At 54.5% G+C, this 18028-nt stretch carries 3 protein-coding genes and 1 pseudogene (1 of these 4 only partly in view); 2 read left to right on the plus strand and 2 right to left on the minus strand.

Annotated elements, in window-relative coordinates:
* Both HP572_RS22985 and dsbA read right to left on the minus strand, forming a co-directional pair.
* Nucleotides 1-14394: pseudogene (locus HP572_RS22985) on the minus strand (non-ribosomal peptide synthase/polyketide synthase) (it extends 11235 nt beyond the left edge of the window).
* 648 nt (nt 14395-15042) lie between these two features.
* On the minus strand, nt 15043-15666 hold the full coding sequence (dsbA, locus tag HP572_RS04680) for a thiol:disulfide interchange protein DsbA (protein ID WP_205551300.1): 624 nt from the start codon (nt 15664-15666) through the stop codon (nt 15043-15045).
* 219 nt (nt 15667-15885) lie between these two features.
* Between dsbA and HP572_RS04685 the strand changes: the two genes are divergently transcribed.
* Both HP572_RS04685 and HP572_RS04690 read left to right on the plus strand, forming a co-directional pair.
* Entirely contained in the window at nt 15886-17295 is a 1410-nt protein-coding gene (locus HP572_RS04685; RefSeq protein ID WP_240584896.1) for an MATE family efflux transporter, read from the plus strand.
* Between the two features lie 92 nt (nt 17296-17387).
* On the plus strand, nt 17388-17990 hold the full coding sequence (locus tag HP572_RS04690) for a TetR/AcrR family transcriptional regulator (protein WP_205551296.1): 603 nt from the start codon (nt 17388-17390) through the stop codon (nt 17988-17990).
* The last annotated feature ends 38 nt before the right edge of the window (nt 17991-18028 follow it).

Below are 18028 nucleotides of genomic sequence, written 5' to 3' on the forward strand. Positions count from 1 at the left end.
GGCTGCGCTCGACGCAGAGGGCGACACGGTCATCGGGTTTGACACCGAGCGAAAGCAGATGGTGGGCCAGCTGGTTGGCACGGCGATTGAGTTCGCGGTAGGTCAGATGCTGGTCTTCAAACAGCACGGCAATGGCGTCGGGGGTCTGTTCGGCCTGTGCTTCAAACGGTTGCTGAATCAACGTCTGCCGCGGGAAGTCGGCATCGGTGGCATTGAAATCGACCAGCACCTGCTGACGTTCGACTTCCGGTAATATAGGCAGGCTTAACGCCGCCTGTTGCGGTGTGCTCTCCAGCGACGTGACCAGACTCTCAAGCGCGGTAAGCATATAGTGGACGATCCGTTCAGGGTCGACGCCCATGACGGTTTTGGCGGTCAGGTTAAAGCCATCGCCCAGATCGTCCACTGACAGCGTGATCGGATAGTTAGTGCGCTCTCGCCCGCTCAGTTGGCGCATGCCCTCCCAGAATGTGTTGCTGGTATCTTTCTGGGAATGACGATAGTTGAATAGCGTGCTGAACAGTGGCAGAGGAGGGATAACCTGACTGCATTGCTGAGCCAATGCCAGCGGTGCTTGTTCATGTGCTAACAGCGCCATCAGCTCATGAGACGTATTCTGAACAACATCGTGTACGCTGCGCTCCCGGAGCGATACACGCAGCGGCAGCGTGTTGATGAACATCCCCATCACTCGATCGGCCCCCGAGCTTCCCTGCAGGCGACCCGAAAGCACGGAGCCAAAGACCACGTCATCACGACCGCTTGTCAGTGCAAGGACCTGTGCCCAGGCAACATGGAATAGCACACTTGAGCTAATTCCCTGCTGGCGAGCCTGACGGCGAATGGTATCAGCCAGTACGGGATCGAGTGAAAGACGTGCTTCGGTGATGTCCTCGCCGTTGCCTTGCACATCCACGCGATCGAAAGGCGCTGTCGGGGTGTCAATATCCGCCAGTCGACTGCGGAAATAGTGCTCATGTTCTGAAAGTGGAACGCTCAGGATCTGCGCGATAAAGTTGCGATACGGTAGTGGTTCAGGCAGAGCTTCCGCCCGATCCTGCAACAGTAAGCGGATTTCATCGATGATCAGCGCCTGTGTCATATGGTCGCTGATCAAATGATGGATGCTCAGCGACAATAGCCATTCGCCGCGAACCGGATCGTGCGCTGTCGTCGCCGAAAGCAGCGGAGCACGGTTGAGGTTGAGCCGATGATTGCTGGGATCGGTAGCCGCACGCAATTGTGCTGGGATATCGTCCGATGATGTTGCCGTCAGGGTATTTACCGTCAGCGGTGCCTGCCGCCAAACCACCTGCACGGGTTGATGGAGCCCTTGCCAGCAGATAGCGGTGCGCAGAATATCGTGGCGTGCGATCACCTGTTGCAATGCGCCGAGGAAATCATCAAGGCGTGCTTGCGTGTCAAAGGCGAGCAGGCTGTTTAACAGATAGGTATCGCCTTTCTCCTGCAACTGATAATGGAACAGAATGCCTTCCTGCAAGGGAGCCAACGGGTAGATATCCTGCACATTGGCTACGCCGTTGGGTACCGTCGCGATAACCGTATCGATTTCTTCCTGAGACAGTTTGACCAGTGCCAACAACTCGGGCGTAATGATTGTGGTGTCTGTGACAATCCGATTAGGCGGAACGATGAACGCCGATTTATCTTGGTTCTCCAGTATTTCCTGCGCCATGTCGCAGAGAACTGGGGTAGAAAAGAGGCTTCGGGCTTCAAGTGTCCAGCCAAGGCTACGCAGACGTTCAATAAGTCTGACAATCATCAGCGAATGACCACCGAGTTCGAAGAACTGATCGTGGCGGCCGACGCGATCCAGCCCCAGCAGGTCTTGCCAGATTTGCGCGAGAGCTGTCTCCAACTCGCCTTGCGGTGCTTCATAGTCATGACGGGCGACTGCCGTTTGGCCGGGCGCGGGTAGCGCATTACGGTCGAGTTTGCCGTTCGGCGTGAGTGGGAACGTATCAAGCACGACAAAGGCAGAAGGCACCATATACTCGGCCAGATGCTGGCTGAGCTGTTGACGCAGGTCAGTCGGGTGGAGTTCCGCATCCGATTGTGGGCAAAGATAGGCCACCAGTCGGGTGTCACCGGGGCTGTCTTCACGGGCAATCACTACCGCTTCGCCGACGCCGCTGCACTGCATCAAGTGCGTTTCTATTTCACCCAGCTCGATACGGAAACCGCGCAGTTTGATCTGGAAGTCGTTACGACCCAGATACTCGATATCGCCATTGGGCAACCAGCGGCCAAGGTCGCCGCTCTTGTAGAGCCGAGCATCAGGACGATCGCTAAACGGATCGGCAATAAAACGTTCGGCTGTCAATGCCGGGCGATTAAGGTAGCCGCGTGCGACACCAGCACCGCCAATATAGATTTCACCGGCGACACCAAGCGGAACTGGCTGTTTTTGCTCATCCAGAATATAGATTTGCGTGTTGGCAATCGGGCTGCCAATCGGTGGTGCTCCGCTGTGGCTCCCATCGCAGCGATACAAAGTAGCACAGACGGTAATCTCCGTTGGACCGTAGGCATTAAACACCTGTCGGCCCGATGTCCAGCGCTTAACCTGCGCCGCGCTGCACGCCTCTCCGCCCAGAATCAGGGTCTTCAACATAGGAAGGTCGGCGTCGGGTGGTAGAGCACTGGCAGCAATAGGCGGTAATAACGCATGCGTGACCGCCTGCGTTTGTAGCGTCGTCAGCAGCGCCTCGCCGGGCAGCAGCGCTTCTCGGGGGGCAAGTACCAGACTACCGCCCTGAGAAAGTGTGGTTGCGACTTCAAACACACAGGCATCGAAACTGAAAGAAGCAAACTGCAACAAGCGGCTGTCGCGGGTGATATTGAAGGCATCAGACAGTGCATCAACCAGATTACACAGATTACGATGCTCAACCATGACCCCTTTGGGTTTACCCGTGGAGCCAGAGGTGTAGATGACATATGCCAGGTGATGTGGCGTCAGGCCGAACGATTGCGGTGTCGGGTTACTGTCTGGTGCCTCGTCCGCGATAGCGGCTGGCAGATTATCGAGTTCGATAGTGGGCAGAGGGCTATCCAACAGGGCGACCAGATCGGTTTGCGCCAGCAATGCAACAGGGGCGGCATCCTCCAGCATATAAGTCAGACGATCGACGGGATAAGAGGGATCCAACGGCACATAAGCGGCACCGGCTTTGAGGATGCCGATCAGACCAACAATCATCTCCAGACCACGCTCGACGCAAATCGCAACCCGATCGTCCGGCTGTACGCCGAGCGTAAGCAGATGATGGGCAAGACGGTTGGCGCGGCGGTTGAGTTGAGCGTAACTGAGGGTATGTTCGCCGAACACGACTGCAATGGCATCTGGCGTCTGGCGTGCCGCGTGTTCAATGCGCTCGTGAATCAGCGCGTGCGGCAGGCTATCCGTGCCGGTAGCATTAAAGCCAATCAGCAATTGCTGACGTTCGGATTCCGGTAGCACGGATAGGCTGCGTATCGGTCGCTGAGGTTCCGTTTCCAATGCCGCTGTCAGACCACTGATTGCCGTCATCAGGTAATTCACCACGCGCTCAGGATCGATTCCCTCAATAGCCTGTGCTTCCAGGCTAAACGCGTTACCTCGGTCGTTGACAGAAAGAATGAGTGGATAGTTGGTACGCTCTTCCGACGTGAGCAAACGCATGCCGCTCCAGGCAAGATCGTCAATATCCTGTGAACTATGGCGGTAGTTGAACAGCGTGCTGAACAACGGCATCGGTGGCGTCACACCGCTACAGCGTTGTGCCAATGCCAGCGAGGCTTGTTCATGTTCCAGCAACGTCATGAGATCGTGTGAGGTGCGTTGAACCACTTCTTCCACGCGACTCTCGGCAAGGGATACTCGCAGCGGCAGCGTATTGATAAACATCCCCATGGTCCGATCGGCATCGGCGGTGCCTGCGAGTCGACCCAGCAGAACAGAGCCGAATACCACGTCATCACGACCGCTGGTCTGCGCCAGCACCTGCGCCCAGGCCACATGGAACAGCACGCTGGGGCTGACGCCAAAACGGCGAGCCTGACTGCGAATCGCAGATGCCAAAGCGGCTTCCAGAGGTAAATGTGCCTCGGTGACGCTGCCGCCATCTCCCTGTACATCCAGCAGGCCAAAAGGCGCTGTCGGTGCATCGATATCCGCTAGCCGTTCGCGGAAATAGGCCTCGTGTTCTGAGGTCGGTACGCTTAATATTTGCGCGATAAAGTTACGGTACGGCAGCGGCGTTGGCAGGGCGTCCTGCTGACCCTGCAACAACTGGCGGATTTCACCGACGATCAGCGTCAGCGTCATATGATCGCTAATCAGATGGTGGAAGCGCAGCGCCAGCAGCCATTCGTTTCGTTTGGTATCGTGAGCGATATCGGCCCTAAACAAAGGAGCCTGATTCAGATCGACGCGATGGGTGCATGGATCGGTATGTGCCTGTAACTGTGCCAATACCGCTTCTGATGAGGTGGCTTCAAAATGACGTATCGGCAGCGCCGCCTGACGCCAGACCACCTGTACCGGCTGGCTTAGTCCCTGCCAGCAGACGGCGGTGCGCAGAATGTCGTGACGATCGATAACCTGCTGCAATGCGGCAAGGAAGTTATCGAGATGCTCACGCGTGTCAAAGGCTGCCAGATTTCTTAATAAGTAAGCATCGCCTTGCTTCTGCAGTTGGTGATGGAAAAGAATGCCTTCCTGCAGAGGCGAAAGCGGGTAGATATCCTGTACGTTGGCGGCGCCGCCGGCGACGGTAGCCATTACGGTATCGATCTCCGGCTGGGTGAGCGTCACCAGCGGCAGCAGGTCGGGCGTGATGGCGGTGCAGTCTGCCGGAATGCGGTTGGGCGGCACCACTACAGCCGGTTTATCCTGATGCGCCAGCACTGCCTGTGCCATTTCACTGAGAATCGGTGTTGAGAACACACCTCGCACATCAAGCGGGTAACCCTGACGCCGCATTTCTTCGATCAGATTAACAATCATCAGCGAGTGACCGCCGAGCTCGAAAAAGTGGTCGTGGCGGCCGACGCGCGCCAGCCCCAGCAGCTCCTGCCAGATAGCGGCCAGCGCGGTTTCGACCTCACCCTGCGGTGCGGCATAGTCGCGGGTGGCGACGGCGGACTGATCGGGGGCGGGCAGCGCCTTGCGGTCCAGTTTACCGTTGGGGGTAAGCGGGAAGGCGTCGAGGGTGACAAACGCGCCGGGCACCATGTACTCGGCCAGATGCAGGCTGAGCTGCTGACGCAGGTCGGCGGGGTCGGGGGTGACGCCGGGCTGCGGACAGAGGTAGGCGACCAGCCGGGTATCACCGGGGCTGTCTTCACGGGCGACCACAACGGCCTCCTGCACGCCGGGGCACTGCATGAGGCGGGCTTCGATTTCACCGAGTTCGATACGGAAGCCGCGCAGCTTGACCTGAAAGTCGTTACGGCCGAGGTATTCGATGCTGCCGTCGGGCAGCCAGCGGGCAAGGTCACCGGTCTTGTAGAGCCGGGCTCCGGGCCGGTCGCTGAACGGGTCGGGAATAAAGCGCTCGGCGGTGAGGTCGGGACGGTTGAGGTAGCCGCGGGCGACGCCGACCCCGCCGATATGGAGCTCACCGGCGACGCCGAGGGGAACGGGCTGGCCGAGGGCATCGAGGATATAGAGTTGGGTATTGGCGATGGGGCGGCCAATGGGCACAAAGCTGCGGTGGTCGTCAGGCTGACAGGCCCAGAAGGTGACGTCAATGGCGGCCTCGGTGGGGCCATAGAGGTTATGGAGCTGGGCATTGAAGCGGGCAAAGAAGCGCTGCTGCAGCTCGGCCGGGAGGGCTTCACCGCTGCAGATGACGCGGCGCAGGGAGTCACAGGCACAGTCTGCATCGGCCCACTGGACGAACTGCTGAAGCATGGAGGGGACGAAGTGCAGGGTGGTGATGCCGGTGCGCTCGATGAGCTGCGCGAGGTAGGCGGCATCCTTGTGGCCGTCGGGACGAGCCATGACGAGGCGTGCGCCGTAGAGCAGGGGCCAGAAGAACTCCCAGACGGAGACGTCGAAGCTGAAGGGGGTTTTCTGCAGCACGCGGTCATCGGGGGTGAGGCGATAGGTGTTCTGCATCCAGACGAGCCGGTTGCAGAGGCCGCGATGGCTGTTCATGACGCCCTTGGGCTTGCCGGTGGAGCCGGAGGTGTAGATGACGTAGGCCAGATGGTGGGCGTCGAGTCCGGCGATGTCGGGGTTGTCGTCACTCAGCGTGCTGAAGTCGGCGGTATCGAGCAGGATGAGCGGAAGGGAGCCGGTCTGAAGCTCGTGGCGGCCGGCCTGGGTGAGCAGGGCGACGGGGGCGGCATCGTCGAGCATGTAGGCGAGACGCTCGGCAGGGTAGCCGGGGTCGAGCGGGACATAGGCGGCGCCGGCCTTGAGAATGCCGAGGAGGCCGATGACCATGTCGAGAGAGCGCTCGACGCAGATGGCGACGCGGTCATCGGGTTTTACGCCGAGCGACAGCAGGTGGTGCGCGAGCTGGTTGGCGCGGCGGTTGAGCGCCTCATAGGAGAGGTGCTGGTCTTCAAAGAGGACGGCGATGGCCTCAGGCGAGCGGGCGGCCTGGTCTTCAAAGAGCTGATGGATGAGAGCATCCTGTGGGAAATCGGCGTCGGTGGCGTTGAAGTCGAGCATGACCTGCCGGCGTTCATTGTCCGGTAGCATTGGCAGGGTGGCGACGGGCTGTGCCACATCATCTGCCATCGCGATCAAAACATTTCGTAGATAGCCTTTGAGACGCACAATCGTCTCGCGATCAAACAGGTCGGTGGAATAGATCAGCCCACCTTCTAAACTGCGTTCAGTTTCGGTCAGGGAGAGCGTCAGATCAAAGTGGGTACTACGCTGTGGGCGCTCAATGGCAGAAAGTTCCAGACCGGGCAGCGTCAAGGCCTGCATCGGGGTATTATTCAGCGACAGCATTACCTGGAAAATAGGGCTGTAACTGAGGCTGCGAGCGGGTTGCAGGGTTTCCACCACTTGTTCAAAAGGCAGATCCTGATAGGTGTAAGCGGCAATCGCCCGTTCGCGAATTTGGGTAAAGAGATCGCCGACCGTCTGGCACTGGCTGGGAGTAATCCGCAGAGCCAACGTATTGACGAAAAAGCCGATCAGCCCTTCCGTTTCGCTGTGTTTACGGTTAGCGAGTGGTGTACCGACGACGATATCGCCCTGACCGCTGAGACGGGAGAGCACGACACTCCATACGGCAAGCAGCGTCATAAACAGGGTCGTCCCCTGCTGGCGACATAGTGTTCTCAAGGCTGCCAGCTCTTCTGGATCGAGGCTGACAGGGAGAATGTTACCTTCATAGCGTTGTACTGATGGGCGAGGCCGATCGGTAGGAAGCTCCAGCAGAGCAGGCGCTCCCTGTAGCTGCTGACGCCAGAAATCACGCAGGTCGTTGAGCGTCTCACCCTGCAACCACTCACGTTGCCAGACGGCATAATCGGCGTACTGGACTGACAGTGTCGGCAAGCGTGCGTCGCAGCCATCCAACGCAGCCTGATACAGTGCCGCCAGTTCACGGGCCAGAATGCCGATAGACCAGCCGTCGGAAACGATGTGGTGCATGGTGAGCAGCAGCACATGTATCTCATCGCCCAGTTGCAGCAACTGACCGCGGATTAGCGGCCCTTCCGTCAAATTAAAGGGCTTGCGTGATTCCTGAGTGGCAAGTTCAGACACGCGCTGTGCGCGGGTCGCATCGTCCAGTTCTCGCATATCGAGACAGGTCAGGCTAAAGCCGATGGTCTCTGGGTCAATCTGCTGGCAGGGCTGGCCATTGAACGACGTAAAACGAGTACGCAGGCTTTCGTGACGCGCGACCAGCCCGTCGAGTGCGGTGATGAAGGCGTTCTTGTCGAACCGACCAATCAGACGCAGTGCGGCAGGTAGGTTATAGGCACGGCTGGCCGTTGGATCGAGCTGGGTGAGGAACCACAGCCGCTGTTGAGAAAACGAGAGTGGGAGCGGAGACGTGCGGTCGGCCACGGCAGCGCGGATGGTGCCGCGTGGGACAGCCCGCTGATGGCCGCCGCCAGATCGCACAGCGTCGGGTGCGCAAACAGGGTCTGTACCAGCGGGACGCTGATGCCTGACTTTGTCCAGCGGTTCAGCATTGCACGGCGAGTATTGAGTGACCGCCAAGTTCGAAAAAGTGATCGTGACGTCCGATACGTTCCAGTCCCAGTAAATTCTGCCATATCTCAGTCAACGCCATTTCCAGCTCGCCGACAGGGGCTTCATATCCACGGCTGACAATCGCGGATTGCTCTGGCACCGGTAGAGCTTTACGGTCCAGCTTGCCGTTTGGCGTGAGCGGGAAGGCATCAAGGGTGACAAAGGCGCTGGGCACCATGTACTCGGCCAGATGGAGAGCAAGCGCCTTGCGTAATACGGAGGGAATGAGTTCGGTTCCAGGCTGCGCGATGAGGTAGGCGACCAGCCGGGTATCACCGGGGCTGTCCTCACGGGCAATGACCAGCGCTTCCTGCACGCCGGTACACTGCAGCAGTCGGGCTTCGATTTCCCCCGGCTCGATGCGGAAACCGCGCACCTTAATCTGGAAATCGTTGCGGCCGAAGTATTCGATATTACCGTCAGGCAGCCAGCGGCCGAGGTCACCGGTCTTGTAGAGCCGGGCCTCTTTTGCATCAGAGAACGGGTCGGCAATAAAGCGCTCGGCGGTGAGGTCGGGACGGTGGAGGTAGCCGCGTGCGACGCCGGCCCCGCCGATATAGAGCTCGCCGGCGACGCCGACCGGTACGGGCTGACCTTTCGCATCGAGAATATAGATGCGGGTATTGGCAATGGGTCGGCCAATGGGGACGCTGTCGGTGAGCGAATTGGGGGTACGGGCATCAAAGGTGATACAGCCGACGACGGTTTCGGTGGGGCCGTATTCGTTGATGATGCGGGAGCCGGAAGAGAGCGTCTGCCAGAGTGCGACGGTGGCAGGGGATAGCGCTTCACCGCCGACGACAAAGAGCAGGTCCGGGCAGGTCTTGCGGGCGGACTGCAACTCCTGACCGAGTGCGGCAAGGTGCGTCGGTGTGATTTTGACCAGCGTACCGGGTTGGGCATCAAGCAGCGCAGGCAGTAACTCGGTGAGCTCCTGTCCGTCGTGGATAAGCCGCATGCTGCCACCGCACAGGAGAGGCAGATAGAGGCTGGTGACGGTGGCATCAAAGGCGATAGGGGAGGAGACGATACTGTCGAGGGTGCCAGATGTGGCGTAATAACCACGCGCCCAGAGGAGGTAATTGCTGAGTCCGCGGTGTTCGACCATGACGCCTTTAGGTTTACCGGTAGAGCCGGAGGTGTAAATGATGTAGGCGAGATGGTTGGCGTTCAGTCCCTGAACCCGAGGATTGGTCTCCGGGCAGGCGTCGAACAGGGCGGCGTTATCCAGCATCACAACCGGCAGCGAGTGGCGGAAAGCGTCACGCAGTGATGAGTGGGTCAGGAGGACAACCGGCGCGGCATCGTCGAGCATATAGGCGAGGCGCTCAGCCGGATAGGCGGGGTCCATCGGAACGTAGGCGGCGCCGGCCTTGAGGATACCGAGCAGGCCGATGACCATGTCAGGGCTGCGTTCGAGGCAGAGGGCGACGCGGTCATCGGGTTTGACACCGAGCGAAAGCAGATGATGGGCCAGCCGGTTGGCGCGGCGATTGAGTTCCGCGTAGCTGAGCGACCGTGCTTCGAACACGACAGCGGTGGCATCAGGGGTCTGTGCGACCTGTTGTTCGAAGAGCTGGTGAATCAGCGTCTGTGGCAGGTCGACATCGGTGGCGTTGAAATCGACCAGCAGTCTTTGGCGTTCGTGCGGGATCGACGTCTGCGATGGTCTGAGACAGTATCTCAATACCGTCACCTTGATCGTCCACAGAAAGATTAAAGGGATAGGTCGTGCGTCGGCTTTCAGCCAACAGCGTCATACCTGCCCACGTTGTCGCCGCCGTATTTGCCTGAGTTCGACGATAGTTGAGAAGCGTGCTGAAAAGCGGCATGGGAGGGGCGACACCGCTACAGCGTTGAGCGAGCGCCAAAGGTGCCTGCTCATGTTCCAGCAAGGACAAAAGCTCATTATTAGTGCTATGCACGATGTCTAACACGCTGCGATCGTCAAGGGTAATGCGCAGCGGTAACGTGTTGACGAACATCCCCATTACACGATCGGCACCGCTGAAGCCTTGCAGGCGACCCAGCAGTACTGAACCGAAGACAACATCGCTACTGTCGCTGATGTGTGCCAAAACCTGCGCCCAGGCAACATGGAACAACACACCAGGGCTGACGCTGCATTGGCGGGCGTGGTGGTAAATAGCCTCTGCTAAGCCGTGATCCAGAGAGAGTGTGGCTTCAGCCATTTCTCCGTCATAGTCCTGAACCTGTGCCAGACCAAAGGGGATCGTGGGGGTGTCGACGTCGGCAAGACGAGCATGGAAATATTGTTCGTGAACGGCATTGGGGATGCTAAGAACATGAGCAATAAAGTTACGATAAGGCTGAGGTATCGGGAGTTCATCCGTTCTCCCCCACAGCATAAGGCGGACTTCCGCGATAATCAGGTCAAGCGTCATATGGTCGCTGACGAGATGATGGACTCTTAATGCCATCAGCCACTCACTGCGTGACGGATCGTAGACGATATCAGCGGCAAGCAACGGCGCCTGATTCAGATCGAGGCTGCGTGTCTGAGGGGAGATGTAAGCCCGTAATTGAGCGGCAATGTTCTCTGGCGATTCTGGTTCGAAAGTGTTCACCGGCAGCGGTGCATGACGCCAGACTACCTGTACTGGCTGGCTCAGACCTTGCCAGCAGATCGCGGTACGAAGGATATCGTGACGGTCGATAACTTTTTGCAACGTGTTCAGAAAGATATCGAGACGTTCTCGGGTATCGAAGGCAACTAACAGGTCTAACTGGTAAATATCGCCCGTTTGCTGATATAGCCGATGAAAGAAAATGCCTTCCTGTAACGGGGCGAGTGGGTAGATATCTTGTACATTGGTGACGCCACCCGGTACCGTGCTGGTGATAGTGTCTATTTCAAATTGCGAAAGTGCGATCAGAGGCAACTGATCCGGTGTAATGGTGGTGCAATCCTGACGAATGAGGTTAGGAGGAATGACCAAAACCGCGTCGCCTTGGTGTACCTGTATTGCCCGTGCCATTTCATACAATACTGGTGATGAGAACGCGCTGCGAACATCGAGTGTTTTCCCTTGATTACGCAGCCGTTCAATCAGGCTAACCACCATCAGTGAGTGACCACCGAGTTCGAAGAAATGGTCATAGCGGCTAACGCGATCCACCCCCAACAACGCTTGCCAGATAGTGGCCAGCATCGTTTCCATTTCTCCCTGCGGGGCTTCGTAGTGGCGTGTGACCATCGCTGACTGATCGGGTTCGGGAAGTGCCTTGCGGTCGAGTTTACCGTTGGGCGTTAGCGGAAACGTATCCAGTGCGACAAAGGCACTGGGGATCATGTATTCCGCTAACCGTTGTGAGAGCGGTAAACGCAGGTCGGCCGGCGTCGGTTGGGTACCCGGCTGAGCCTGAAAATAGGCCACTAGACGTTTATCACCGGGTATATCTTCGCGAACGATGACGACCGCTTCCTGAACCTCTGGATGTTGCAGGAGGATTGATTCGATTTCACCGAGTTCAAGACGGAAGCCGCGCAGTTTGACTTGAAAATCATTACGTCCCAGATAGGCGATACTACCGTCATATTGCCAGCGGCCAAGGTCGCCTGTTTTGTAAAGTCTGGCATCCTGCTCATCGACAAAAGGATTGGCAATAAAGCGCTCTGCGGATAGTTCTGGGCGATTGAGGTAGCCGCGTGCTACGCCAGCTCCACCAATGTAGATTTCTCCGATCGCACCGATAGGAACAGGTTGGCCCTGTGCATCCAGAATATATATCTTCGTATTGGTGAGAGGGCGACCGATAGTCGGGGTCGGTTGCGAGGTATCGACAAGGCAGGCGGTAGCGTCGACGGTACATTCTGTCGGTCCATACACGTTGATAAATCGGGTCTCGGTAAGCTGCTGCAAGCGGGACCAGACCCCCTGTGAAATGGCATCCCCGCCGATTAAAACCTGTGCGGGTTGATAGTCAGGATCGGTGCCGAGACCAGCGTCCAGCAACCATTGCAGTTGGACAGGGGTACAATCAAACAAATCCACGGCATGGTGGGAAAAATAGTGCCAGAGCTGTCGTGCATCGGTACGGATCGCCTCTGGGACGATCACAAGCGTGTGGCCTGACAGTATTTGGATCCAGTTTTTCACTGAGGCATCAAACACAATGCTGGCATTGAGGGCGATGCGGTTGGGGCGCTCGAACGCTAGCAGCGTTTTCAGACTGGTGGCGAGGTGGAGCACGTTTTTGTGTGCGACCATCACGCCTTTGGGCTTACCCGTGGAACCGGAGGTATAAATTACATAGGCCAGATGTGTTGATGTGACACCCAGCGCCTGAGCGTCAGGATTCGAGGTGGGGTAAGCGTCAAATGTGTCCGTATCAAGCATGATTACCGGAATATCTGTGGTCTGGATTGCTATCTGGTTTGCTTGGGTCAGCAACGCCACAGGCTTGGCATCATCGATCATGTAGGCCAGTCGCTCAGCCGGATAGGTCGGATCGAGCGGCACATAAGCGGCACCCGATTTCAGTATCCCCATCAGGCCAACGACCATTTCCAGACCGCGTTCAACGCACAGCGCTACCCGGTCATCTGGCTTAATCCCTAAAGTAAGCAGGCGGTGCGCTAACTGGTTCGCACAACGGTTGAGCTCCGCATAGCTGAGTGACTGTTCTTCAAAGACAACCGCGATGGCATCAGGTGTTTGTTCAACCTGTTGCTCGAAACGCTCATGTATCAAGGTGTGTTGCGGGAACTCGGCATCGGTGGCATTGAAATCCACAAGTATTTGCTGTCGTTCTGTTGGCGGCAGGATAGGAGCATTCTCAACCGTCATATCCAAAGAAGTAATAGCTGCATCAACCAGCAGAGCCAGACGTGACTGGATGGCCATCACGTCTTCACGACTCAGGTAGCGAGTATCGAAATTGAACTCTACGGTAACGGGGTTGTTTTTATCTTCAAAATTATACTGATAAATACTGATAGCGAGAGGGAACTGCGTCGCGCGATGTGGTGTCAGGAAGGTGGTGTTAGTCCCTTCCATATGTACGTTAAACTCAAACCATTCAAGCGATAACGTAATATCAAAAAGCTGAGCGCGACCTGTTTTTTGTCTGATTCGTGTGTTCTGGTTAATTTCTGTGATGGGTAATCGCTGGTGTTTATAGCAACGGCGTAGTTCTGCCGCCACGTTACGCATGATATCAAGGAAAGAATCTTCTTTCTTAATACTCACGCCGATAGGAATGACGGACGAAAACATCCCTATTGTATTCTTTTGTTTTGCATTTCTACGATTATGAATCGGAATGCCAATAACAATATCTTCTGTTTCTGTCGTGCGGGAAAAATAACAGGCCAGAATGGCGTACATAAAATGGAGAACTGAGAGCCCTTGCTCCGCCGCAATATTTTCAATTTTATGAAAATACTCGCTTTTTAATTGCCAAAGATGAGGAGCAGGAAGCTCACTGGTAAGTTCCTGATCTTGGTTTGAGAGGGGAATCAGTGCTGGCGGTAGAGTGCTATAACGATCTAACCAGAATTTCAGGTCAGATTGATAATGTCTGGAATCAAGATAAATCAAATCCTCGGCGATGTAATCAAGGTAGGCTGGAGCGACTTCACCTGAATTATCGCTTTTTTTCAATTGGTTGTAGGTAGCGACAAGTTCATTGACCAGTAATTTCAAACTCCATCCATCGGCTATCAGATGATGGCAGCAGAATTGCCAATAGCGGTGTGTATCGCTGACCCTCAAAAGATCGGAAGACCATAGCTTCCCACGGAGATCAAACGGACGCATAAATGTGGCATGGATATGCTGCTGTGCGCGTTCCTCAGCGTCATCATAGTGAGAAAAATCGTACACGTTTATTGATGTGGAGGAGGCATCCGTCAGCGCCTGTAAGGGGAGGCCGTGAGTGTGAATTAACTGCAAATGTAATGCATCATGACGCGAGACAAGCATTTCAAAAGCCTGACTAAAAAGCGTTTCATCCAGATGTTCATCGATACGCAGCCATGTACCAATGTTGTAATTAGGTGAGTCTGGATTAAGCGTCTGATCGAGCCAGACAACCTGCTGAGTGGAACTAAGGGGTAACTTGTTAGAGTCGGAGGAATGGTCGCTATTTAAGACGGATGGGTTTTTCAGAGAATTGTTTTGAATAGATGACATTGAGGCGCTCCAATTCTGATTCACTTAGGCTGTGTTTTTTACTAAGTTCGCATTCCAACTAAATTTTTTATGACTTAATTTGTCTGCTATTAATTAATTTAACTAATATTTTATTTTTTGAGCATAGGTCGGCTAAGCGAAATAATTTCGCTCATTCTTTTGTGTTAGTGTCATTAATTTGTTGGATTTTTATCTGTTTAAAATCAAATGTTACAGAATATTTTTTGAGGGTTTGGGTTAAATATAGACGTGGATTTTGGTTTATCAATTAAAAATATTAATTAATTATCCGGGGTGAAAAAGTAATACGCAAAATATTAACCATCACGATAGATGGTATGACTTGCTCAGGATATGGAGAATCATGTGAGGCGCAGAGAGTAGAAGGTTTAACAGAAGGCTTGAGGGGGCGGATTTTGGCATCGTTAAGAGACATTTGGGGGTCACTCCGTCATCGAACCAATGTGACCCCGAATCTGACCACCAGAATGACCACTAATAGTGGCAGAGCAAATAAATCTGGTTCGAGCAACTCTCGGCTTATGGGGACCATGACTAAAGTGTTAATTGAAAACAAGTCCTGACCGGATTGAGTACACTCACTATTTTAAGGTGTACCTTAAAATAGTGAGTGCAGACCTTGCTGCGCTACTTCGACTCTACAAGGTAACTAACTGTTGCCGAGTACTCTTTGACAAAATTATCAAGAGAGCTTGTATCCATACCCTGTGAGTTGAGCTGATACTGACCCTTGACAAACATAGCCGGCACCCCACTGAGTTCAACATCCGCAGCCGCTTTCTCCTGCTTAGCCACAAGGGCTTTAACTGCGAAACTGCTCCACGCACCGTCAAAGTCTTCTGCTTTAACGCCGGCACTAATAAAGACGCCACGGATATCATCAATACTCTGGATACGCCGTTCTTTTTGAACTGCCTCAAACATCGGAGATGTGATTTTATCTTCAACACCCAACGCCATTGCTACCGCCCACGCCTGTGTCAGCTCTTTACCTAACGGCGGAAGAAATTCGACGTGATACTTAACTATCTTTGTATTTTCCGGTAGTTTTTCAGCGACTTTTTCTGAGACGTGAATTACCTGCTCAAACTGGTAGCAATGCGGGCAGTTGAACGAAAAAAACTCCATTACCTCAGGGGCATCAGGCACCGTTTTGTTCAAAGCAACGTACTGTTTACCTTCATTAAACTGCGTTGCATTAGCGCTGGCTGTCAGAAAAGCCCATGTAAAAGCTGCGAATAAAATCTTCATGATGCGTAACCTCCCGTTCATAGTGTTGCGAAATAAAAATAATTCTCATTAAATTTCATGGTCATACAAGGTATTTCGGAGATCAGTAGCGATGAGGTTTCATAAAGCGCTTCCCTTGTTTCATACTCATAGTATTATGATCATAATATAAAGGGGCTCGCTGGCGCAACTATGTCGAACCAGCGTGCTTCTGAGTGTTCAAAGGCTCTGGAGATTTAGATGAAACCTGACAGTCGCGAGGCGGCCAAATTATCCCGGCAGGAAGCGATTCTCAACGGACCGGTGTTTACCACGATGATGCAACTCGCTCTACCAACGACTCTCGTCCTGATAGCGCAAACGTTAGTCAACGTTGCTGAAACGTATTACGTCTCTTTTTTAGGAACGTCGGCGTTGATTGGTGTAGCTCTTGTTTTCCCGGTATGGATGTTGATGACCATGATGGCTGCCGGGGGAATTGGTGGCGGCGTGGCTTCAGCTGTAGCGCGCGCAACGGGAGCCGGTAAACATGATGATGTTAACGCGCTGATCCTGCACTCGGTTGTCGTGAGCATTGTCTTTGGGCTGGCTTTTACCGTTTTCTTTATCGGGTTCGGTGAGCACATCTATGCGGCTATGGGCGGGTCTGGTGAGGCACTGAGCGCAGCACATGAATATTCTGTCTATGTTTTTTTTGCATCGGTACCTATCTGGATTGTGAATCTTCTCTCTGCCGTACTGCGAGGTATTGGGAATGTGAAAGTGCCGGCTGCCGTCACGCTTATCGGAGCTTTGGTGCTCATCCCACTTTCACCGCTGCTGATTTTTGGTCTCGGACCTATTAAGGGCTTTGGACTGGCGGGAGCCGGTATTGCGATCAACCTATTTTACTGGGTTGCTGCATTCGCTATGTTGCGTTACATGTCTAGCGGACATGCCGGCATCCGAATGACGTTAGTTCGTTTACGCTGGCCTCTTTTCCGCGAAATTCTTAAGGTGGGTCTGCTTGCGGCGCTGGGGACTATTCAGCTCAATGTGATGGTCCTTTTGGTCACCGGAGCTGTGGGGGTGTTTGGTGTCGATGCAATCGGTGGTTTTGGCACAGCCTCACGTCTTGACTATGTACTGATACCGGTTCTGTTCGGTATCGGTACGGCGATTGTGACAATGGTGGGGATAAACGTTGGTGCTCGCCAGATAGACAGAGCGAAGCGTATTACCTGGGTCGGAGTTGCTGTCAGCGTAATATTCACTGAAGTTGTCGGCCTGTTTGTCGCAGTATTCCCTGACGTCTGGCTTGGTCTGTTCACACATGATGAGAGTGTTCGGGTTACTGGCGAACTGTATCTGCAGATTGTCGCCCCTTTCTATGCTGCTAACGGGATCTTATTCGCCCTCGGATTTGCTGCTCAGGGTAGTGGTTATATGTGGAGGATGTTCCTGGCCGGAACCGTTCGTTTGATCCTTGCAGCCGGTGGCGGATGGGTTGCCGTCGAGTTCTTCGGTGTAGGCCAGGCCGGACTGTTTGTTATCGTCATGGCCGCGATGGTGATTGCCGCAATCATGAGTATCGCGATAGATCGCTCAGGGGCAATGTGGCCCAAATACAGTAAGCTGAGCTCGTCAACGATCAGGACTGCCCGATCTTAAGCGGACAGGTTAAAGGTAGGCATCTTAATCTTTGCCCTGAATAGCATTATGGTAATAATGCTATTCAGGAAATACAGGATGAGGACTTTAACATGAGATATTCCAAAGACCATAAAGAAGAGACGCGTAAAAGAATCGTTGATGCTGCCTCAAAAAGATTTCGTACAGAAGGAATTGAAAAAGTCGGTGTGGCGACCCTGATGGCTGATGCCAAGCTTACGGTAGGTGGGTTTTATAGCCACTTTAAGTCTAAAGAAGAGCTGATAAAAGAAGCGGTAGACCTTGCGGCAGATGAAACATTTTGCGCTGCATTCGGTGATCCGAAAGACGGTGAAGACCTCAGTATTGAACAGATACTGGACAGATATCTCAGCCCCGAACATCGGGATTCACCGGAGTTTGGATGCGTCATCGCGGCGCTCGCTTCTGAACTGAGGAACCGGCCGGAAGATACACGCGACCTGATGTCAGACAAGATAACCAGGATCATTGAGCGTATTTCAGACAGTCTTTCCAAAGAAGCAGATTCTGCAACACGCATGCGCGTTGCCGGATCTATCTGGGCTGCCATGATGGGAACATTGCAACTTGCACGGATAATCCCGGATAAGGAATTGTCTGCTCAGTTGCTTCGTGATGGCAAAGCAAACGCATTAATGCTTGCCGAAAAAATGGCCATACAGGAACACAGGTAAATATATCCCTAAGTGGATACATTCTCTGATGGTTAATC

Origin of the sequence: Pectobacterium sp. PL64 (genome assembly GCF_022477975.1) — a bacterium.
Taxonomy (GTDB): domain Bacteria; phylum Pseudomonadota; class Gammaproteobacteria; order Enterobacterales; family Enterobacteriaceae; genus Pectobacterium; species Pectobacterium jejuense.